This is a genomic window from Haliscomenobacter sp., from assembly GCF_965225875.1.
Taxonomy (GTDB): Bacteria; Bacteroidota; Bacteroidia; order Chitinophagales; family Saprospiraceae; genus Haliscomenobacter.
Window position 1 is genome coordinate 3,318,305 of the sequence record NZ_CBDDBS010000002.1, and the last position, 22,809, is coordinate 3,341,113.

General features: G+C 47.4%; 15 protein-coding genes. 7 read left to right on the forward strand and 8 right to left on the reverse strand.

Annotated elements, in window-relative coordinates; all coding sequences use genetic code 11:
* The first annotated feature begins 4 nt into the window (after window positions 1–4).
* A complete protein-coding gene (locus ACO08K_RS15925; RefSeq protein ID WP_421797395.1) occupies window positions 5–1,570 on the forward strand; it encodes a TIM barrel protein in 1,566 nt (521 codons plus the stop codon).
* 39 nt (window positions 1,571–1,609) lie between these two features.
* Here ACO08K_RS15925 and hflX read toward each other — a convergent pair whose 3' ends face one another.
* From hflX to pyk, 6 genes are all read right to left on the reverse strand, one after another.
* Entirely contained in the window at window positions 1,610–2,824 is a 1,215-nt protein-coding gene (gene hflX, locus ACO08K_RS15930; RefSeq protein ID WP_421797396.1) for a GTPase HflX, read from the reverse strand.
* An 81-nt stretch (window positions 2,825–2,905) separates the two neighbouring features.
* Window positions 2,906–4,249, reverse strand: a complete 1,344-nt coding sequence (locus tag ACO08K_RS15935) for a murein hydrolase activator EnvC family protein (protein WP_421797397.1) — start codon at window positions 4,247–4,249, stop codon at window positions 2,906–2,908.
* The gene (locus tag ACO08K_RS15940) at window positions 4,194–5,012 is read right to left on the reverse strand and encodes a DUF4292 domain-containing protein (protein WP_421797398.1); all 819 of its coding nucleotides are present in this window, start codon (window positions 5,010–5,012) and stop codon (window positions 4,194–4,196) included. Before ACO08K_RS15940 ends, ACO08K_RS15935 begins: the two co-directional genes overlap by 56 nt.
* Complete coding sequence (locus ACO08K_RS15945) at window positions 5,005–6,693, reverse strand: tetratricopeptide repeat protein (protein ID WP_421797399.1); 1,689 nt, start codon at window positions 6,691–6,693, stop codon at window positions 5,005–5,007. The genes ACO08K_RS15940 and ACO08K_RS15945 overlap by 8 nt, the downstream gene beginning before the upstream one ends.
* 20 nt (window positions 6,694–6,713) lie before the next feature.
* Window positions 6,714–7,721: a sugar phosphate nucleotidyltransferase gene (locus ACO08K_RS15950; RefSeq protein WP_421797400.1), complete on the reverse strand. Its 1,008-nt coding sequence runs from the start codon at window positions 7,719–7,721 to the stop codon at window positions 6,714–6,716.
* A gap of 145 nt (window positions 7,722–7,866) precedes the next feature.
* Window positions 7,867–9,312 carry a pyruvate kinase gene (pyk, locus tag ACO08K_RS15955; RefSeq protein ID WP_421797401.1) on the reverse strand — a complete coding sequence of 482 codons (1,446 nt, stop codon included), beginning with the start codon at window positions 9,310–9,312 and terminating at the stop codon, window positions 7,867–7,869.
* A gap of 338 nt (window positions 9,313–9,650) precedes the next feature.
* Between pyk and ACO08K_RS15960 the strand changes: the two genes are divergently transcribed.
* Window positions 9,651–10,730: an ATP-grasp domain-containing protein gene (locus tag ACO08K_RS15960; protein WP_421797402.1), complete on the forward strand. Its 1,080-nt coding sequence runs from the start codon at window positions 9,651–9,653 to the stop codon at window positions 10,728–10,730.
* Between the two features lie 51 nt (window positions 10,731–10,781).
* On the opposite strand, the gene ACO08K_RS15965 is transcribed toward ACO08K_RS15960, so the two are convergent.
* Complete coding sequence (locus ACO08K_RS15965; protein WP_421797403.1) at window positions 10,782–15,512, reverse strand: two-component regulator propeller domain-containing protein; 4,731 nt, start codon at window positions 15,510–15,512, stop codon at window positions 10,782–10,784.
* A gap of 225 nt (window positions 15,513–15,737) precedes the next feature.
* Between ACO08K_RS15965 and ACO08K_RS15970 the strand changes: the two genes are divergently transcribed.
* Window positions 15,738–17,504 carry a leucine-rich repeat domain-containing protein gene (locus ACO08K_RS15970; RefSeq protein WP_421797404.1) on the forward strand — a complete coding sequence of 589 codons (1,767 nt, stop codon included), beginning with the start codon at window positions 15,738–15,740 and terminating at the stop codon, window positions 17,502–17,504.
* Here the strand turns inward: ACO08K_RS15970 and ACO08K_RS15975 are convergent.
* A complete protein-coding gene (locus tag ACO08K_RS15975) occupies window positions 17,493–18,377 on the reverse strand; it encodes an AraC family transcriptional regulator (RefSeq protein ID WP_421797405.1) in 885 nt (294 codons plus the stop codon). The genes ACO08K_RS15970 and ACO08K_RS15975 overlap by 12 nt on opposite strands.
* 139 nt (window positions 18,378–18,516) lie before the next feature.
* Here ACO08K_RS15975 and ACO08K_RS15980 point away from each other — a divergent pair, with 139 nt between their 5' ends.
* From ACO08K_RS15980 to ACO08K_RS15995, 4 genes are all read left to right on the forward strand, one after another.
* Window positions 18,517–19,332 (forward strand): phytanoyl-CoA dioxygenase family protein, encoded by an 816-nt coding sequence (locus ACO08K_RS15980; protein ID WP_421797406.1) that lies wholly within the window; start codon window positions 18,517–18,519, stop codon window positions 19,330–19,332.
* On the forward strand, window positions 19,332–20,438 hold the full coding sequence (locus tag ACO08K_RS15985) for an alcohol dehydrogenase catalytic domain-containing protein (RefSeq protein ID WP_421797407.1): 1,107 nt from the start codon (window positions 19,332–19,334) through the stop codon (window positions 20,436–20,438). The genes ACO08K_RS15980 and ACO08K_RS15985 overlap by 1 nt, the downstream gene beginning before the upstream one ends.
* Before the next feature lie 99 nt (window positions 20,439–20,537).
* The gene (locus ACO08K_RS15990; protein ID WP_421797408.1) at window positions 20,538–21,332 is read left to right on the forward strand and encodes an alpha/beta hydrolase; all 795 of its coding nucleotides are present in this window, start codon (window positions 20,538–20,540) and stop codon (window positions 21,330–21,332) included.
* Window positions 21,333–21,499: 167 nt separating this feature from the next.
* On the forward strand, window positions 21,500–22,744 hold the full coding sequence (locus ACO08K_RS15995; RefSeq protein WP_421797409.1) for an FtsX-like permease family protein: 1,245 nt from the start codon (window positions 21,500–21,502) through the stop codon (window positions 22,742–22,744).
* The last annotated feature ends 65 nt before the right edge of the window (window positions 22,745–22,809 follow it).

The window sequence follows — 22,809 nt, forward strand, 5'->3', positions numbered from 1 at the left end:
AGCCATGCATCACTACAAAAAAACAAGTCAGTTCAAATGCCTGTGGGGCTTTGTTTTTGTTACTGTTTTAATCGCTTTCTGTGGTAGCGATGCAGCGCTTGCGCAAAATGGAAAAGGAGTAAGCACGAAGTCGCCAATAACCCTGGCACTGAATGCTTACTCCTTTAATGACCTGCTTTTGGCTAAAGACCCCAGGGACAAACAAACTTTGTACAGCCTATTCAATTTAATGGATTGGTGTGCGGTACAAAAAATAGCTGCGGTGGACCTCACCGGATATTACTTTCCCAATTATCCCGAGCTTCCCTCCGATGAATACATTGCAAAGGTGCGCGACAAGGCGAAACAATTGGGCATCGTCATCAGTGGAACGGGTATCCGCAACAATTTTGCGTCCCCCGACCCCGCAGTTAGGGCAGCGGATGTGGCTTTGGCCAAAAAATGGATTGAAGTGGCAGCCAAGCTGGGGGCACCAGTTTTGAGGGTATTCGCAGGTGAAATCCCCAAGGGTTATGAAAACAAATGGGACGAAGTAGCGGCTTGGATGATAGCCTGTTACAAAGAGTGCGCCGCACATGGGGAAAAATTTGGGGTGAAAATTGGCATCCAAAACCATGGCGACATGCTGCAAACGGCGGAGCAATGCATCAAGGTCCTAAAAGCAGTAGACAGCAAATGGGCGGGATTAATCGTGGATACTGGCAATTTTAAAACCCCAGATCCTTATGTGGACATCGAAGCGGTAGTGCCATATGCCGTCAATTGGCAAGTGAAAGAGAGCGCTTTTGGCATCGGAAATCCAGTGCGAACGGATTTTGTGCGGCTGATGAACATTTTAAAAAAGACGGGATACCGGGGCTATTTACCAGTCGAAACCCTGCTGGTACGGGGCAAACCTTATGATCCTTTTGCATTGGTGCCGGAGATATTGAATGATTTGACCACAGCCATGCAGGAAGTATACCAGGGATCAAAAACCTACTTAGGCAAGCCCTGGAACCAACAGCCCCAGCAAATCCCTGGCAAAATTCAATGTGAATGGTACGACCTGGGTGGAGAAGGTGTTGCTTACCATGACGAAGACAGCATCAACAATGGCAGCGGAAAACTGAACCCTGCCAATGGCACGGCACTCAATGAATTCAGAATGTTTGAAGGTGTAGATATTTCGTATACCAAAGCACGGGACATCGACAATTCACCTTTCAACCTGGTTGAACCCAAAATGGGGGAATTGTACACCGGATGGACCAGCCCGGGAGAATGGATCAACTATACCGTCAACGTAACCCAAAGTGGGAACTACACCCTGGGACTGATGTATACGGCCAGTGGGGATGGAAAAATTGCCTTGCTGTTGGACGGAAAACCATTGACTGCGGATCTGTTGGTTCCTTCTACCAAAAATGACCAGGAAACCATCGCTTGGCGGCAATGGCATCATTGGAACCGCCTCAGTGCCATGACTACCTTTAAACTAAAAAAGGGAGAACATGTCTTAACTTTGAAGACAGTCGCCAATGGCAATATGAATTACGATTATTTGGAGTTGACCCTAAAGCCACGCTAAGCGTTTATTAGGGCCAACTTGATTCTTTCCAATGATCCACTACCATTGCCTGGATTGGTAAGGATAACGAATATGGTACTGCTCCTTTACCATTTTCAACACCTTCGTCCGCAACTCATCTACTCCTTCCTTACTCATGGCGGAGATCAGCACGTTATCATGGGTAAACAAGTGCTTTAGATTGCCACGAATACCTACTTCAATTTCCTCCTTGGCGTCTTCCTCCAAAAATGGATCGTAATGCAATTCGCGGTAACGGTCAATTTTGTTGAAGACGAAGAGGGTGGGCTTTTGTAAGGCCTTCAATTCGTCCAGGGTATTGTTGACGGTGCGGATTTGATCTTCGTGCTGGGGGTGCGAGATGTCTACCACGTGCAACAAAATGTCGCTTTCAAGTACTTCATCGAGGGTAGATTTAAAACTTTCGATGAGGTGGTGGGGCAATTTGCGGATGAACCCTACCGTGTCGGAAAGCAGGAAAGGTACCCCTTCCCAGGCTACTTTGCGCACAGTGGTGTCCAGGGTCGCAAAAAGTTTGTTTTCGGCAAAAACCTCGGATTTGCTCAAGAGGTTCATCAAGGTCGACTTACCTACGTTGGTATATCCCACCAACGAAACCCGGATCAATTCACCCCGGTTTTTGCGTTGGGTAGTTGCCTGGCGGTCGATTACCTTGAGCTTTTCCTTCAGCAAGGCGATTTTGTCGCGAATGATCCGGCGGTCCGTTTCAATTTCTTTTTCCCCAGGGCCCCGCATCCCGATACCCCCACGCTGGCGTTCCAAGTGCGTCCAGAGCCCCCGCAGGCGCGGCAGCAGGTATTGCATTTGGGCCAGTTCAACCTGGGTTTTGGCCTGTGCGGTTTGGGCGCGGGTCGCAAAAATATCCAGGATAAGGCTACTGCGGTCGATGATTTTGACTTTCAGTGCTTCTTCCAGTGCATTGGTTTGTTTACCCGTAAGGTCATCGTCAAAAATGACCATCGAAATTTCTTCATGCCGCTCGATGTACTCGGCAATTTCTTCCAGTTTACCTTTGCCAATGTAGGTCCGGGAATCGGGAGCAACCAGTTTTTGGGTGTAGCGTTTTACCGCTACTGCCCCGGCCGTGAGGGCCAGAAACTCCAATTCATCCAGGTATTCTTCAACTAGTTCTTCGGTTTGCGATTTGTGGATAACTCCCACCAACAGGGCGAACTCCGCCTCTTGTTTGATGCCTTTTTTCCGCTGTTCTCCGATGTTCCACTCGTTTGCCATATGTCTGTTTTCGGTAACTATACAACCCGCACATTTTGAGCAAAAAAGGTCAATTTTTCGCCATGCTGCGCTTTATAGTTACTATTTTCGTTCTAACCAAGTTGCGGGGTTGAGTTTTTGTTTGTCCCGCCATACTTCAAAGTGCATTTCGGGCTTTTCAGTTCCCACTTGACCAATTTCTTGGCCACTGCCCACCGTATCGCCTCTTTTTATGCTCACTGAAGCAAGATTGGAGTACACGGTGTAATAAGTGCCGTGTTGTACAATCACGGTGTATTGATAACCATTGATGAATTGAGCGCCGACTACCTTGCCTTCAAAAACGGAGCGCACTTTTCCTGCCGGTACAGTCCCTATGTCGAGGCCACTATTGGACACTTTTACATCCTTGTACTTAGGGTGCTGAAAGGTGCCAAAACCCTGCACAATGCGACCTTGATCTACCGGCCAGCCGAGCCGGCCCCGCCGGGCGCCAAAAGAACCTGTGGCCAACGCATCTTCCGCAGAGGGTGGCGGCTCAGTTTCTTTTAGGGTAGCTTTGGCCGTGGCACGATCCGTTTTGGTGGGAGGCAATACTGTAACTGGTGCAGGATTATTCGCATTGGTTAGTGCCTCAGTGCTACGGGCTTTTTTGCGTTGGGACAACATCTCTTGTTGAATCACATTTTCAATGACCCGATTGAGTTGGTTGTGGGATTTTTGCCGGTTGGTCAATTCCTTGAGCAAAACTTTTTCATCCGCCTTCAAATTTTTGAGGGCTTTATCTTTGTCCTGGAGTTCTACAGTAAGGTTTTGTTTTTGTTGTTCTACGCCACCCAGGAGTTTTTCTTTTTCCCGAATGCGGCGTTCCAACTGGATCGTTTTGGCCTGCAAGGTTTTTTGGGTTTCGGCGATCATTTTGGCCTGACGCTTGCGGTAGCGCTGGTATTGCCGAATGTATTGCCAGCGGCGAATGGCGGTATTTAGGGTTTCTGCGGACAACAAAAAGACCAGGTAACTCTGATTGAGTTTGTGGCGCAGGGCCAGGCGTAGGGTTTGGGTGTATTCCTGTTTCAGGAGCTTGACATCATCCTGCAAGGCCACTAAAACATCATTGGTGCGCAGAATACTTTCTTCATTAAAAGCTATTTCCTGGTGGAGGGTATTGATGAGCTGCTCGCGCTTTTTAACTTGTGATTGCAGGGTCAGGAAGACTTGCAGGGTGGCATTTTTATCCTTGCGGGTAGCCGACAAACGGGTGTTGGTTTGATCAATTTCTTCGATCAACTTGCGGCGTTTGTCCTCCAGGTCTTTCCGCGTTTGGGCAAAACCCTCATGCGTCCACAAGGACAAACCCAGTAGCAACAACAGCACCCGACCAATGATTCGTTTATTTGATCCTCTTGAAGCGCTGTGGAACATCAAATGGCATCGATATAGGGACATTGAGTTCTACCTGTGTGAATTGAATGTTGACTTCAACTTTTCCTGTTTCGCGGCTGTCCACCACGAATTTACGAAGATACGAAAAATCTTGTTTGTCGTTAGCCGCTTTGTATTCTTCCAAGTCCAGATTCAAGCTGCGGGAAGCTCCTGGCTCCAAATATTGCAAATTGCGCAGCCGCAAAGCCGCTTTTTCAAGCGACATTTTCACTTCTTTCCCCGAACCGGAATCGCTCAGCACGTAACTGTCTTCGGTGGAAGTACTGGTAAACTTGCGCGACAAAAAAAAGGGATTGCCCAATACAACCTGCTGAATCAGCAACAAATTACCTGGTAGCTGGTACTCCTTACTCAGGTGATCGAGGCCATATACGGCATATTCGTTGTTGATGCGATCGAGAATATGTACCGAATCTTTGGTGATCAGGGCGCGACCTACTTCAAAACCCAGTTTACTGAGGGTAACCCACACCGAACTGTCTTTTTGCATTTTGATCCGCGCTGTGGCCGAAGCAGACATGTCTGGGCTGCGAAAATCAATTTTAGCTCTGGCATCAAAGGTTTTGGCTTTGATCTGATTGGTTTCGATGCGGCGTACCAACAATTCGGTGGAGCTGAGGTTGGCGTCCCCCTTACCCAGTTTTTTGGAGGTATTGCAAGCGAAATTGAAACTGGCCAGCAGCAGTAGCAAAAACAATTGAGGGCTAGCAATCCAGTTTTTTACCCCAAAAGAATCCCAACTAAACGTATTTGAGCCCTTATTCATGCAATTGTTTTTCATTGAATTTTTTCTTCAAAGACGGAGAAACACTGCCTTTTGTTACGGCCAGGCCCCATTGTTGTACAGCGGCGGCGGTATCACCACTTTTAAAAAGTACATCGCCGTATTGTTCGAGGTAAAGGGGATTGGCACTGGGCAACAAGGATTCTAGCTTGCTTTTTGCCTCACCATTGTTGCCACTGCGGAATTGAGCGCGAGCGAGTGCAAAAGTAGCGAGGCGAGATTGTGGTTCGCTTTGTAGAGCCTTTTGCGCCAATTGCAGCGCTTGGGCAGCTCCATTGCTGCGCTGGGCCAAGCTTAGAGATTGCCAGGCCAGTACAGTGGCCGAATTGGCATTGATTTTGAGCGCTTCGACAAAATTTTGATCTGCCCCGGCAATGTTGTTTTCCTGGGTTTGTGCCATGGCCAACAGGCTCAACAAGTGTTGACGAACAGTAGGGAATTTGGCCGACATCGGTAATGCTTGAGCCACGAGGTCTTCAACATTGCTCAGGTGGTGTAGGGCAAGTTCAGCACTTGCAGCATACACGTATACTTCAGGTTTGTTGGGGAATACATCCAGCGCATTTTCGCTGGCTTTTAGCAGTGCAGGCATGTCTCCCAGGTACTCGAGATCGGCAAAATAAGTTTCCCAATGGCTAAAGTCGGTATCATCCAGGGCCAGCGACTGGCGCATTTTTTCAACAGCCTCAACCTTTTTGCCTTGTTTGCTCAATACGGTAGCACTGATGGCAAAGGGTTTGGCTTCTTTGGGGTACTGTTGTTCCAGAATCTCGGAAAGTTGTACTATTTCTTTGCCAGAAGTGGCATCATTGGAGGTTTTGAACTTTTCAAGGAGGGGTAAAATTTTACCCAACTTTACTTCGAGGGAAACATCACGACTTTCGAAGGTTTGGCGAAGGGACCCCAAATACTGGGCATCATTTTGCTTGTTGACATCTCCTCCCGCCAGAGCTAGATTGGCTTTGGCATCGTTGGCATCCAGGGTCAATATTTTTCGATACACCCCGCGCGCTTGTTCTTTTTCACCGTTTTGGGTATAGTATTCGGCCAGCTTGTGCCAATAGTCGATGTTGTTGGGATGAGCTTCGGCCAGGCGCAACAATTCACGGGTGGCTTTTTTCTGATCTCCCTGGGCTACATAAAGGCCGTGTTTGAGGCGGATGAGGTTTTCATTCATGCCACTGCGGCGCTCCAGGTCATCGTACACTTTGAGCGCAGCATTGAGCTCATTGGCTTTGACCAGGTAAAAAGCCCATTTGTAAAAATAATTGTACTGGGTGGGGTACTGGCGGGTCAATTGTTCATAGATGGCCGCAGCATCTTTGTATTGCCCCATTGCTTGTAAGGCATCGGCCTTGAGTATGGCATACCAAACATTGGTGGGATTAGCGGTCACGGCTTTGCTGACCCAGATTACAGCCTCTTCCGGTTGATTTTGGAGCATTAGAATTCGAGCCAATTCATAAGCAGCTGCTTCAGTATTGGGGTATTCAGTGAGGAGTTTTTTGTACAATTCTTTGGCTTTGTCCAGTCGGCCCAGCATTTTTTCTTTGCTGGCCTCAATGAGCATAGCCTCACGATCTATTTCCTTATTGCCTACTGTTTCTTGAGCGTACAAACTGATTGCGCCCAAAAATAGTACTGTGAAAATTAAACTCCTCATAGACCAATGATTTGGGGCGACTACCCTTTAGCGAAAGTAAAATCACCCATATTTAATGCTTTTGGAACTCCGGCGTATTCACTTTGATTGCCCATCATGGATTGAGTCATGGATACATGACGTACAATGGCTTCATTTTGAATGACACTATTTTCAATAACAGCATTTTCAATCGAACAGTTGCTTCCAATTGAAACGAAAGGACCAATCACTGAATTGCGAATTTGAGTGTTTGGCCCAATGTAACAAGGGGGGATGATTTTGCTGTTGTACAATTGTATGTTGGGATCGACCAACTGCTCAAGGTTTTCTTTCAGTTCCAAGACCCTTCGGTTGGTCTCCAGTACATTTTCCATGTTACCACAATCGAGCCATTCCTCAATAGTCGCCTTGCGAAACTTGGTTCCCTGGTTTTTCATCAATTCGAGTACCGAGGTGATCTGAAACTCTCCCTTATCCTTGATGTTTTGGTTGATGAGGCGCTCGACCTGGCTCCGAAAATAGGCCCCATCACGGAAATAATAAATGCCCACTATGGCCTGATCAGAGATGAAGACAGGGGATTTTTCTACAAAATCGGTAATGATGTTGTCCTCAGTGGTTTTTACTACACCAAAGGAAGCCGGATTCTCTACCTGTTTGACCCAAACCAATCCATCTTGTGAAATGTCAAAATTGAAATCAGCCTTGAACAAAGTATCGGCAAAAGCTATGATACAGGGGCCATCTAAACTTTCGCGCGCTTTGTAAATGGCGTGAGCAGGTCCAAGCGGCAAATCCTGCTTGTAAATGGAACATTTGGCACCGATTAAAGCGGCAATACCTTCCAGTTGTAGTTCTACTTCCTTTCCAAAATCGCCGACAACAAAGGCAACTTCTTCAATATCTTCTGAACATGATGCATGAAAATCCTCAACAATCCGCTGCACGATTGGTTTGCCTGCAATAGGAAGAAGTGGTTTTGGAATGGTTAACGTGTGTGGGCGTAGGCGAGAACCTCGTCCAGCCATTGGGATAATCACTTTCATGGAATAAACTTTTGAGGCCTACAAGTTTGTAGTTTAAGGAAGCTGAACGGGTGAACAATGTTCAACACGTTTTCATCCTCAAATGATACAAACCTGTAGACTCTTTTGCGCCGCATTGAGCGCTTGGTTAACCTGTAGACGCAGCTTACTCCACAACCGTCACTTTCAACATATTGGTTCGATGGCGGCGGTGCAGGGGCATAGTAGCTGTGTTGACAATGATGTCGCCTTCTTTGATGACACCGTCTTGCTTCAAAATATCGGTTACGTCGGTAATGGTTTCATCGGTGGTCGTAAACTGGTCGTAATAGTAGCAGCGAACACCCCAAACCAGGTTTAGTGTCGACAACATGTGGTGTCTATCGGAAAAAATATAAATCTCGATGGTATTCTTGGGGCGGTAGCTCGATACCTTGAAAGCCGTATACCCTGAACTGGTCATCCCGACGATCGCTTTGGCATGAATGTCTTCTGCAGTTTTGGCAGCGTTCAAACATACCGCATCGGAAAGAAAAGTACGGGATTGAGGAGAAGGTAAGGGACGACGTGATCCAATAACGAAGTGCTTTTCCGCTTCCACAATAATCTTTGTCATGTATTCCACCACCTTGACTGGGTGCATGCCTGAAGCGGTTTCGCCACTCAACATCACTGCGTCTGCACCGTCTAATACGGCGTTGGCTACGTCGGTAGCTTCGGCACGGGTTGGCGATGGATTGGTGATCATGCTCTCCATCATTTGAGTAGCCACAATCACGGGACGAGCGCGTTGCAAACACTTCTGGATGATCATCTTTTGGATGTTCGGCACTTGTTCGATCGGCAATTCGATCCCGAGGTCACCACGAGCCACCATCACGGCATTTGATGCTTTGATGATTTTATCGATGCGCTCAATGGCTTCAGGTTTTTCAATTTTGGAAATGATCTTGGCAGGGTGTCCTTTCTCATGCAGAATTTCACGCAGCTGTTTCACGTCAGAGGCACGGCGAACGAAGGACAAGGCAATCCAGTTGACTGGCTGAGTCATGATGAAGTCTAAGTCTGCCAGGTCTTTTTCAGTCAAACAAGGCAGTGACACCTTGGTGTTTGGGAGGTTAACCCCTTTGCGTGAGGACAAGATTCCACCGTAAATGGTTTTCAGCTTAACGGTGTCTTTTGAGTTGGTTTCCACCACTTCAAAGACCAGTTTACCGTCATCTACAAGTACCGTTTCGCCCGCTTTTACATCTTTGGGGAAATCCTGGTAACTCATGTAGATTCTTTCCATATTGCCCACACATTTTTCGTTGACAAAAGTGACCACATCGCCGGGCTTGAGCTCGAGTGCGTTGTTTTCAATTTCGCCCACGCGCAATTTAGGGCCTTGCAAATCGGCGAGAATACCGATGTGCATTCCGTATTTCTCGTTGATGTATGTTACGTGGTTGATGACCTGCAGGTGATCGTCATGGGTACCATGCGAAAAATTGAGGCGAAACACGTTCACCCCGGCCTTGGCCAAATCGAGCAGAGCTTCGTAGGTTTTGGAGGCCGGGCCGACCGTAGCTACGATTTTTGTGTTTTTGATTGGGTGCGCAGTAGCTTCCATCGTTTGCGTTAAAGGTTGGATGAAAATAAAAATTGGTTAAAAGGGTGCTTGCACAAAGAAAATTATCTAAGGCAAACTAAGTGTAAATTTTACAATAAACTTTGGTGTAAAAGTACGTTTATATTGGAGAAAACAAAAACACTTGCAATGATTAGGAACGGAAATGAAATAAAGCAAACAAGTTGGCTGAGCTATTTTTTGATTTGGCAAGGCGCGAGGAAGGCGCATAGCCAGCCTACGCAACTGACGAGTAACGCAGCAAAATCAAAAAAGAGCCGGTCAAGTGTTTACTTTATTTTATTTCCGTTCCTTAGCACTTTAATTCACGAGCTAAGATCATGAGTTCCATCCTGCTGACAGGTGCACGAGCGCCAGTAACCCTGGAGTTGTGCCGGGCCTTTGCACAACAAGGGCATCGGGTTTATTTGGCAGATATGAACTTGCTGCCGATTGCGCGCTGGAGTCGATTCGTGGAGCAATACCTGCGGATTCCAGCTCCGGTTCAGGAGTTTACGGCTTTTAAACAAGCCTTAAAAGACCTGGTGGAGCGCTACCAAATCGAGCACCTGATTCCCACCTGCGAAGAGGCTTTTTATGTGAGCAAAATCAAGGATGAATTGCCTTGTAAGGTGTGGACCAACGACTTTGAACTCATGGTGGAATTGCACCATAAACAGCGTTTTTTGGATTTGGCCAAAAACTTTTTTCAAATTCCAGCTACTCTTTCCTGTACCCAGTTTAAAGATTGGAAAAATGCGGAAGCTTATGTGTTTAAACCCGTTTTTTCCCGTTTTGCCAGTCAAGTCATCATTGGGCAGCCAGAAAGCAAATGCCAGGCACCTCGCCAAAAACCGCAGGATTGGATTGCACAGGAACGCCTGATCGGGCAGGAAATTTGTGTGTATTCCATTTGGCGACAAGGTCAAATGGGAGGTTTTGCAGCGTATCGGCCCATGCAACGAGCGGGCAAAGGTGCCAGCGTTTATTTCGAGAGCTTTTTTCGACAAGACATTTTTGAAGCGGTGAAAAGATTTGGGGAACATTACCAAATCGAAGGGCAATTGAGTTTTGACCTGATGCTCTGTCGGGATAAAGTGTATGTACTAGAATGTAACCCACGCTCAACGAGTGGTGCGCATTTGCTAGGCGAAGATCTGGCGACTTGTTTTTTGTCTGATCAACAGGTCGTTTTGCGTTCCGCTAAAACCAAAGCCATCAAATTGGCCTGGTTACTGAACCAGCCAAAGTCGATTTTTTCCAAAGATTTTTCAAAATTGGAAGATGTCATTTGGGAACCACAAGACCCGTGGCCTTTTTTTCTGCAAGGTTTGAGTGTCCTTGAATTGCTGTACTTGGCCATCCGACATCGGCAAAATGTATTGGCGGTTTCAACTCGGGATATTGAATTCAATGGATAGTTGAATTGAGCAGTTGAAGCTGCCGCACCCTCAACTGCTCAACCCTATTCCTTATTTCGACTCCATCTTCTCCACTCCTGTCCAATCCTCTGGTACACCCGTTTCAGCCAGGTGTTGTGCTTTAGCCAGGAGAATTTTTGCAGCCGTATCCCGCGGATTGCGTCGCAATACCTTGTCTTTAAATACTTCCGCTGCTGCCGCAAATTCACGTTCAAAATACAGGCTTACTCCTTTTGAAAAGTCCTCCAAGGTGGATTGTTTGTACCACAACATTTCTGGCTCATCGCCGTCGATACATTCGTAAATGCCCAGCTCATGTTGCTTTCCTTTGACCAACACCTTACCCAAAAACCGTAAATTAAAGGGGCTTTTGTCTTCAATGCCACGCAAGGAATCTTCACTCACTAGGATGTTTGCCCCATAAAACTTCGTCAAACTTTCGATGCGGGAGGCCGTATTCACCGTATCTGAAATAGTAGCAGCATCCATCCGTTTGTCATCGCCAATGATCCCCATGATCAGGTGGCCAGTATGCAGGCCCATACCGGTGCGGATTAGGGAGCGGCCCTTGGTCAGGCGAGTCAGGTTGTAGGCCCGGATGTTTTTTTGCATCAGGATGCAGGCTTTGAGGGCATCTTCAGGTTTCTGGGTAAAAATGGCCATGATGCCATCGCCCAGGTATTGATTGATGAAGCCGTGATTGGCCTGTACAATGGGTCCCAATCGTCCGTGAAAGGCATTGACAAAACGGAAATTTTCCTCAGGCGTCATTTTTTCCGATAACCCCGTAAAATCACGGATGTCGGAAAAGAGTACGGTTACTTCTTTCTCCGTTTGGTCACCCAATTGTACGTCGATGATGCTCTCTCGCCCGAGGGAGTGAATGAATTCAGTCGGCACAAAACGCCCAGTTGCGGTATGTATGCGGTGCAAATTGAGGTGGGTATTTACCCGGGCCAAAAACTCGTCTTTGGTAAAAGGTTTGGTGATGTAATCATTGGCGCCAGTATTGAGGCCATGCACCAAATCCTGCACCTGGTTTTTAGCCGTAATCATGATCACTGGCAGCTCCGAAGGCAGGAATTTTTTACGGATTTGTTCACATACTTCATAGCCACTCATGCGGGGCATCATCACATCCAGCAGCACAAGGTCAAAATGTTTGCCATTGTTCAGGGCTTTGAGGGCGTCTTCCCCGTTGAGGGCAGAAGTAATTTCGTATTTTAAGGCGCTTAAGTGACTTTTTAATACCTGCTGATTGATGGGCTCGTCGTCCACAACTAAAATGTGTACGAGCGCTTCGCTGTGATCAATAATGAGGGCTCCAGCTCCGTTTTTGGGTACAGTTGAGCTAGGAACGTTTTCTTTTTTCCCAATCAGCGTAGCTACTGTTTCTTCCTGGGCCTTTTGTACTTCACTCAACAGATTGCGCAGGGTTCCTTTACTTTCTTTGAGGTTTGGTGCTTCCACTTTTTGAACAGGCATTTCACCTTCAGAAATGGCTTTGGGCAGGCTAAAGAAAAACTTGGATCCCTTGCCCAATTCAGATTCCAGCCACATGGTGCCACCGTGCAATTCCACCAGTTTTTTGGAAATAGACAAGCCTAGGCCTGTGCCTGAAAAAGCACGGGTGGTGGAAGCATCGCCTTGGGTGAATTCCTGAAAAATGGCATCCATTTTATCTGGTGCAATCCCCGAGCCAGTATCTTCTACACAAACCACCAGGTTATTGTCTTTTTCGCTGGTTTCGATTTTGATGTAACCCGTTTCGGTAAATTTCACCGCGTTGCCCAAGAGGTTGTACAATATCTGTTGCAGGCGGTTTTCGTCAGCCAGCGCTGAGGGAAAATCAATAGGTACACTGTTGAGTAACTCGATGGACTTGCCAGCTACCAGTGGCGAGATGTTTTTGAGTACCACATCGGCCATGCTGTGCAAACTGATGGGGCGCTGGTCGAGTTCAATGTCAGCGTTTTTGAGTTTGGAAAAATCCAGGATGTCATTCACCAAACTGTTCAGGCGTTTGCCCGAAGAAACCACCATCAATAAATTGGCCTTGCGCTCAGGGTCTTTTTCTTCCTCAAGCAGCGCTTCCGACAAACCAATGATGCCCTGCAAGGGAGTGCGCAACTCGTGCGAGGTATTGGCCAGAAACTGATCCTTGAGTTTATCCACTTGTTGCAAACGCTCATTCATGCGGCGTTCCTTTTCCAATTGTTCGCGCTCCTGCTGGAGTTCTTTTTCACGTTGTTTGAGGTGTTGGCGCTGGGTTGCCATACGCCAGCGGTAAACCAAACCCACTATACCTGCCAGCAAGACTACGAAAAGCAAAATGGCCCAAGCCGTTCGCCACCAGGGTGGGGTAATCACGACTTTGAGCGATTTGGGGTTGTTCATCCACAAGCCCTGGGCATTGGCAGCCCGCACTTTAAAGGTATAGGTGCCTGGTGGGACATTGACGTATTGCGCCGATTGCTCTCCTTTTATCTCTCGCCAATCCAGATCATAATTCTCCAGGTAAAACTGTACCCGGTTGTGGACGGGATCGTCGTAGTGAAAAACCGAAAAACCAATGCTGAATACATTGGCGCGGTGGCTGAGCCGAATCTGGTTCATTTGTTCCAGTGGCTGAGGTAGAATATCGTCGGTGCCTGGCTGGACTATTTTACCCCCAACACTTAGTTCATTAAAACTCAATTCCGGGGGGATGCCATTTTTGCGCATTTTGACCGGGTCAAAAACGAAAAAGCCATTGTTGGTGCCCAGGCCCAGCCGACCTTTGTCTAAGCTGGTCAATTGATATAGGGTGCTGGCAAACAAACCATTGCTGCGGCTGTAATACGAAAAGGCCTTCAGTTGAGGGTTGTATTCAATGAGTTCGCTGGAAGTGGACATCCAGATGTGGCCTTCGGGATCTGCTTCCATAAAATTGACCCTCCCGAGCGTAGCAGTACCCAATGCACCGGATGGTTTGATTTCAACAAATTGAGCCGTCTTGGGGTCAAAGGTATAAATTCCAACATCCCGAATAGCCAGCCAGAATTTGCCTTCCTGATCCTGCAAAAATGCACTCAACATATTCCGTGGCACCTCATTGGGCCAAAAAGAAGCAATGTCGCCGGTATTCGGATCGAAGCGGAAAAAGCCTCCACCCTCGTTGATTTGAAATGTTCTTTCGCCAAAATTAAACCCGGCAGCTACCCAGATTTTTCCATTTTTATCAACCGTTGGATTACTGAGAAAAGTGCCCCGGCTCAATTTTAAATCCTCCTTCTCTCTAAGCACCCGCTGGATGGGTTTGGACAAAGGGAAGGTGGGAAAATCATAAAAAGCCAAAGAATCGTTTTTGGGAAAAAGGCGTGCCAAACCCTGAAACCCAGTGGAAATCCACAAAGAGCCATCTTTGGTTTGCAACATGCCAGTAGGAAATTTTATTTTATTGCGGCCCAAATCCGCGAGTAAAGTGCCACCCGCTGAATATTTCAGGATGCGATTGGGGGATAAAATCCAAATGTTGCCAGAGCGATCCTTAAAAATATTACGGAGGTCCAGTTCGGCCAATTTGCGGGATTCGGCATCCGAAGGCCAGTGTTCAAACGTTTTTTGATCCAAACGGTATTGAAAAAAACCTTCTTCACTTCTCATCACCACCTGATTGGGACTATTGCCCACCAAGTTGAACACAAAATTGATACGCTGATCGGGTCGATCACTTAGGCTGAAACGTTGCAAACGGTCGGAATGGCGGCGGATTTTATACACGATCTTCCCTCGCTCACCCGTAGAGACCAGAATGGTGCCATCGCGCGTTTCACAAAGACGAAAGCAATATCTGGATGGCAGGCGTTGCATAGGGTGGCGGCCTTCCTGCAAGGCGACAATGCTTCCATCGGCAGGGTCATAGATGTTGAGGCCACCGCCAAAGGAACCAATCCACAGTTTTTTATGCTGGTCTTCGTGAATGAAACTCACCTGAGACAAAACCTGTTCGGCCGGGTCGTTGGAGCTTTTTCCCTTCCAATTCAGGGGGTCAATATCCCGTCGGGTAAAGCGGCGTTTGGCTTGATCGAAGGTATAAAGTCCATTGTTGTTGGTGCCTACCCATAACTGGCCTTTTGAATCTTCTTCTAGCGCCATGATCGCATTAGAGGGGTTATTGCCAAGGTTTAGGTCAAAGCGGGTAAAGGTGCTATTGCCCGGACTATAGCGGCTGAGGGTAAGGCTATTCGCTCCACTGCCGCCAACCCAAAGGATGCCATTCTGATCAATCAGCAAGGACTTGATGTTCTTTGCCCCGACACTTTTGGGATCATTGGGATCGTGCATAAAGCGGGTGAAACGTTTGGTAACCGGGTCAAGGCGGTTGAGGCCATCTTCAGTACCCACCCAAATGTTGCCCACATTGTCTTGCACCATACAAGTCACCAGGTTGTTGCTCAAACTGGTGACGCGATTGGGCTCGTGAACAAAACGAGTAAAGGTTTCTGTTTTGCGGTCAAATAAATTCAAACCCGCTTCATAAGTGCCTACCCAAAGGTTGTTATTTTTGTCAACCAAACACCATTCAATGTAGGAACTGGATAAAGAGTTGGCGTTTTGGGGGTCGTGGTACCAACTCTTGTATTGGAATCCATCAAAGCGGTGCAAACCATCATGGGAAGAAAACCAAATGTACCCCTCCTTATCCTGGATAATGTTGTTGACACTATTCCCCGCAACATCTCCGGGTAGCTCCAATGGAATGACGTGGTAACCCGGAGCAAACTGAGCAAACAGGTGCATTGTGAACAGACACAAGCAGCAGGAAAAAATAAAGCGTGAGGTATAAAGATAGCGTTTCTGCATGTTCCTGACTCTAGGAGCTTATTCAAACTCTGATAGACTTGCTACAAGTTTAATAAACAAATATACCCAATTTAAGGATACGCGTGGAATAATGTTATTTTTGAATTTTGGAGCTTGTTGGACTTTTTTACAAGCTGTACACCATCAAAAGCAACCTTATCAATGCGCTGTTATAACTTAACAACAGCCAGACAACACCTTGCACAGGTTACTGCCTTGATTCTGGATGGCCAACAACTGGAACAAATCCCAACTGAAGTATGGGAGATGCCTCAGTTGGAAACATTGGATCTAAGGCGCAATGCGATAAAGGTATTGCCCGAAACAATAGGAGAACTCAAAGCCCTGAAATTTTTATTGCTGGGAAAAAATCAGTTGCGACAAATCCCTGAGTCCTTACCCAATTTGGTCCAAATCGACTTGAGCGCAAATCGTTTTTCCCACTTTCCTGCGGCTTTAGCCCAATTGAATCTACTTCAAAAGATCAATTTTAGTTCAAACAGGCTGCACAAGTTCCCAAATTTAACTTTTCCAGCACTCAAAGAGTTGAATTTGTCAGGCAATAAAATAGCCACTTTTTTACTTTCAGCCACTTTTTTACCCAAATTAGAGAAACTATACCTACCCGGCAATTGCCTGGAAAACTTGGAAATTGAAGGTGTTTTTTCATCCCTGGACACCCTTGATCTTGCCAACAATTACCTGAGTATTTTACCAGACAATTGGATGGCAACACCTTTTCTGAGGCATTTTTATGCAAACAACAATCAAGTGAAGCAATTACCTGCTACACTTAGCCATTGTAATTGGCTCAAAACCTGTCACCTCGCCAAAAATAAGCTCAATAATCTGCTTGATTATTTCATGGCCTTTCAGCGCCTGGAGGACCTTGATTTAAGTGGGAATGCCTTTGCCAAACTACCCCGTTTGCCCGCCTCTATTCGTAAACTTGATCTGGCTTACAATCAATTGACCCAAATTCCAGCCAGTCCCCTCCTCCCTGCGGCCTTGCGGCAATTGGACCTCAGCCACAACCCACTCAATAATATTAAAGGGCTGGAGAAATGTAGTCAATTGACTCATTTAGGGCTTAAGGGTTTGATTGCTGATGATTTAGCGCAGGATTTGCTGGTGATTTCGGATCAAATAGCCATAAAAAGCAGTAGTACCCCCCAGTGGGCAAGTTTGTTAAACTTTGTGCGGGCCTGCCAGCGTAAACAAATTCTACTCCAGAACCGCTCCTTGCTTTGGCAGGCGCACGAAGGAAAAACTCCACTGGGTAATTTGCCGCTGAATCTTGTATTGCAGGGCATGAACCTGGGGATTCCCACTTTCCAGCAGCAACTTCGCAAACACTTACTGGAGGAGCGTTCTCATCCGGTAAATGCCTCATCGATAAGTGCCCTTGCCATCATCGGGCGCAGCACTCAAACCGTACAGGAGTTAAAAATGCGCCTGGAGCAAAAAGGGATTCAATTGGTGAAAGCGGATCAGTGTAATTTTTGGGTTTTGGGGAAAGGTCCTTATCCGGCTACCTTACCTGCTGCACAGGCTATTCACTGGCTGGATGAGCGTGGGCTGGAGCAATTGCTCGGTGCAAACACCCCAAATTTTGATGCGGCAGAGCAGCAAAATCTGTTAAAACTCTTGCTACACCAAGACCCTGAATATGTACAACTTGCGCTGCAATTGTTGAGCCAGCATGGAGTTCCGTTGCCCATTTTGCCCTACTTGTATCTGGTTTGGCGCTGGACCAAGGCTGAAAAACTTCGCCGAGATTTACGGGCCTTGCTCGAACGTTACTGGCCCACTCAATTACTGGATATGTTGCGCAGCCGGGAAAAAATTGACCGGGAAATCGCTATGGAAATGGTAGAAAAAAGGGCAAATGAAATTCTGGAAGTTTTGCAGCAGCATTCAGGATCTTGAAGCCACAAGTGGCAAGGACAGATGGTACTTACGGTACTGCAAGGGAGTCTGCCCCAATGCTTTTTTGAACTCTTTATTGAAATAAGATACATTCCCAAAACCACTTTCAAAACAAATCTCCTGCACTGGTTTTTCACCCGCAGCCAGCAACTGGCAGGCGTGTTTGATGCGAAATTCAGTGAGCGCATCCACAAAAGTTTTGCGGGTGATTTTTTTAAAGTACCGACAAAACGCAGTGGGGCTGAGGTTGGCGATTTGGGCCATCTGCTCCAAAGAGATGTTCTCTCGAAAATTTTCAATCAAAAAAGTATAAATCCTTTGGAAACGTTCGGTTTCGATAGGCGACAAAACTTGTTGGGAAAAAAGCAGGTCGATTCGCTCCGTATCCGGGGAAATGGCAATGCCATGTAACAAATCAAACAGGAGCAACAAGCGGGGAAAGCCCTGCAAATGCAGACCCGCGCGCATTTTTTCCGCAGCAATATCCCGCGTTTTTCCCTTGATCAAAAGGCCAGCTTGGGCTTTTTGGAACAGCTGCTGAATGGCCAATAGCTCTGGTAAGGCCAAAAAAGTTTCACCCGCAAAATCAGCCCTGAAATGGATCACAATTGCCTGCGCAGCATCCACTTCGGGAGGCTCCGCCTCGGCATTGAGCCAACAATGGGGAACATTGGGGCCCAGCAATACCAGGTCTCCCGCCTCGTAATGGGCGACATGCCCACCCACCAGACGTTTGCCCTGACTTTTTTCAATCAAGGTCAACTCTAGTTCAGGATGGTAATGAAAAGGTGCATTGAAGCGGGGCAAACTAAAACTACTGTACCCAAAAGAGTTGATCCCAGCATGGCTCACTTTTTCATAAAACGCTTTCATGGTAAAAGAGAATTAGCATCTATTTACTTGCAAACTCTAATAATTGGCTAAAATTACACCATTTTTAGCAAAAAATGACAAAGTCAAATCAGCTTGGCCATGGTAAATTTGTTCAACGTGAATTTCCAAAATCATCCATATGTCGCAAGTCAGTACCCTGCCTAAGTTGGACTCAACTTATGCTATCTCAGCCCAACAACAAGCCGAATACCAAAAAAATGGCCACATCCTGCTACGCAATATCCTTTCTGAAGAGGAAATGGCCGTTTACCGCGAAGTCATTGTAGACGCTGCCGAACGTTTCAATACCGAAAAGCGCAAGTTCGAAGAACGCGACACCTACGGCAAAGCCTTTTTACAAATCATGAACCTCTGGGAAGTGGACGAGGCCGTACGTCAATATACCTTGGCCAAACGCTTCGCCAAAATTGCTGCCGACTTGATGGGGGTAGAACGGGTGCGCCTGTACCACGATCAAGCCCTGTTTAAAGAACCCTTTGGCGGCCATACCCCCTGGCACCAGGATCAATATTACTGGCCCATCGATACCAACAACACCATCACCATGTGGATGCCCCTGGTGGACATTACCGTGGAAATGGGCATGTTGACCTTTGCTTCGGGGTCTCAGGAATTGGGCTTCCTGGGCAACCTGGCCATCTCCGACGATTCGGAAGTGGTACTGGGCGATCTGGTCAAAGAAAAAGGTTACCCCATCTCCCAGCCTGCCAGTATGAAAGCTGGCGATGCCACCTTCCACGCTGGCTGGACCTTGCACTCAGCACCGGGCAACAACTCGCCAACCATGCGCGAAGTGATGACCGTCATTTTTCTGGCCGATGGCTGTAAAGTAACCCAGCCTAAAAATCAACACCAGGAAGCAGATCTCAAACGTTGGTTGATGTCCAAACCCGTAGGTAGCCTCATTGATTCACCGCTCAATCCATTGATCTGATGCGCTGTCAGGCCGCTATTGCGGATGGGAAAGGCCATTTTGTCATCGATACCATCGAGATTCAGCCGCCTCAGGGGGACGAAGTCCTGATTGATATCAAGGCTGCCGGAATTTGTCATACCGATTGGGATTCCCAATCCTGGGGCAAGGCCCTGGTGATGGGGCACGAAGGTGCAGGTGTTGTAGCCGCTTGTGGCCCAGCTGTAAGCACCTTAAGGCCTGGTGATCCAGTAATGCTCAACTGGGCCATTCCCTGCTACAAATGTTTTCAGTGCCTGGAAGGCAACCAACACCTCTGCGAACGTAATTCCGCCGTAACGGCAGGCAACAAAATCAGCGGTGGGCATGCTACCTTTAGTTCAACGACCTATCAGGGGCAATCCATCGAACGTGCCTTTAGCTTGGGCACGATGGCCGAGTATGCCCTGGTTCGCGAAGCCGCTTGTGTCAAAATCCAAGTACCGATTCCTTTCCCCTCTGCGGCTATAGTGGGCTGTGGGGTAATGACTGGTTACGGCTCGGTGATCAATGCTGCAAAAGTCAAACCAGGAACTTCGGTGGTCGTATTGGGTACTGGCGGGGTTGGTCTGAACGTAATCCAGGGTGCCCGTATCGCCGGAGCAGGAAAAATCATCGCCATCGACGTGAATCCCGAAAGGCTCGAAATGGCTAAAACCTACGGTGCGACCCATCTCCTGCTGGCCGACAAAGCCGATACTGGTTTGTTGCAAACCGCTCAAACTGTTAAAACCATGACGGAGGGGCGCGGTGCGGATTACGCCTTTGAGTGTACTGCCATTCCGGAACTGGGTGCTGCCCCCCTGGCCATGGTGCGTAACGCAGGTATGGCTATCCAGGTAAGTGGCATTGAGCAAGAAATCAACATCGACATGAACCTGTTTGAATGGGACAAGCTCTACCTCAACCCCTTGTACGGCAAGTGCAACCCACAGGTGGATTTTCCCATTTTGCAAAATTTGTACGCCCGCGGAGTTTTGCTGCTGGATGAAATGGTCACCCGAACCTATCCGCTCGCAGATCTCGGACAGGCCTTCGCAGACATGCACGCAGGGAAGAATGCGAAAGGGGTGATTGTTTTCGACTGAATTTGAAGGTTATAATTTTTTGTCGCTTCGCCTTTATAAAACGTAGAGTCGGGTGACAACCCCGAAGCCTGAAACTCTAGAATCTTCAAAAATCCTTCCATGGAAACCCAATTTTTTACCACCAGAATAGCCGAACTCGTCGGCCTTCACTGGATTACCGTCAAAAGCAACGCCCTACAGAAACGCGCCGACATTTCGGTGTTTGTACCTAAAGGCGTAAGCCTTGAACCGGGACTGCCTCTGGTCATTCTTCTGCACGGTGTATACGGCAGCCACTGGGCCTGGACGGCTTACGGCCAGGTGCATGAAACCGCCCAGCAATTGATCGACCGCGGCGAGATTGCCCCCATGATTCTGGCCATGCCTTCCGATGGCTTGTTCGGCGATGGCAGTGCTTACGTGCCCCACCAACAGGAAAATTACGAAAGCTGGATTGTGGAGGATGTCGTACAAGTCATGCGCGAACAATTCCCGGTGCTCACTGCCGAGTCGCCGCTGTTCATCACCGGGCTGTCAATGGGTGGTTTTGGAGCCTTGCGTCTGGGAGCCAAATACCCTGGGCTTTTCCGCGCTTTTTCCGGTTTGTCTTCCATTACTCATTTTGAGCAACTCCAATTGTTTGTAGCCGATTTCCCGGCGCTGCAATCCGCAGCTTTGGAACAAGATGGCGTATTTGATTGGTTGCAAAAGAATCGAGAAAAAATTGCTCCTTTTCGCTTTGATTGTGGATCGGAAGACCTGTTGATCGAATACAACCGGCGTTTGCATCAGGATTTGACGGCGTTGAATATTCCACACCAGTACGAAGAATTTCCTGGCGGGCATTCCTGGGAATACTGGCAAACCCACATTGTCAAAACCTTGCTTTTTTTTAATGCTTGTTTAAATCGCTAATTAGTGGGGCAAAAATAAATATTCATTTTCCTTGAGCCAAAGGACTAGATAAGCCACTTAAAATGAAACGTTTACTTATCTAGTCCTTTGGCAAAATGAACAATTTATTTTTTATCGCCCCTAAGTTGACCTCCACTTTGTAACTTTGCCCCACAATTGTACTGCACATGCCCTTTTCTTTTCGATTACACAACCAGGGATTGATTTGGCGGGTAGCCCGGCGCTATCTTTTTGCCAAAAAATCCACGAACATCATCAACCTCATCACGGGCATTGCAGTGTTTGGTTTGGCGGTAGGTGCAGCAGCGCTGGTGCTGATTCTTTCTGTATTCAATGGGTTTGAAGAAGTCATTAATTCCTTGTACAGCAGTTTTAATCCTGACATTAAAATCACCCCTGCGCAGGGCAAAACTTTCACCATTCAAGGCGAGTTGTACAAAAAACTGGAAAAAATTCCGGGGGTGGCTTTTGTTTCCCAAACCCTGGAAGAAGTGGCCTTTTTTGAATACGACGGCAAGCAGGATTTTGGCAACCTCAAGGGGGTAGACGACAATTTTGTCAAAGTTACCCAACTGGATTCCACCGTACGGGAAGGCAGCTATCAACTCCGCAATGGCGATGTAGACATGGCCGTAGTCAGTATGGAAATGCGCAATCAGCTGGCCATCAACATCGATGACTTCATTTCGCCCCTCGTGGTGTACATGCCCAAACGCAAGGAAGCCGGAGCACTCGATCAACAATTTCGCCGCGACATTACCTATCCCTCTGGAACCTTTGCCGTTCAGCAGGAGCACAATGGCCAGTATGTACTTACCACCCTGGATTTTGCCCGAGCCTTGCTCAACATGCCCGACGCCATCAGCGCCCTGGAAATCAAAATCAAGCCTGAGGCGAATTCCCGGCAAGTAGTCAAAGTCATTTCCGGTTTATTAGGCCCCGAGTTTGTGGTCAAAGACCGCTACCAACAACAAGAGGCTTTTATGAAACTCATGCTCCTGGAAAAATGGATGAGTTTTGCCATCGTCAGCCTGATGTTGCTCATGGTAGCCTTCAACATGATTGGCGCGCTTTGGATGATCGTACTGGAAAAAAAGAAAGACATCTCCATCCTCAAGTCGATGGGAGCCCGTGACAATACCATCCGCAACATCTTTTTGGCCGAAGGCCTTTTGCTCACTATTTTGGGAGTAGTCCTTGGTTTTGTGCTAGCCTTGACGATTTATTTTTTGCAAAAACAATTCGGCATAGTCTCCATGCCGGGTACCTTTGCCGTAGATGCCTATCCGGTCAGCATACGATTTATCGACTTTGTAGTAGTCTGCATTACTGTGCTGACCATTGGCGGGCTTGCTTCCATTCCTCCTGCGTTAAGAGCCCGTCAAATTCCAACCGTTGTGCGTGAAGAGTGAGTAAACGCTCTTCCGTATCGGATTACAATTATTAAGATTGATTAATTGTGATTTGGTGCTTACCT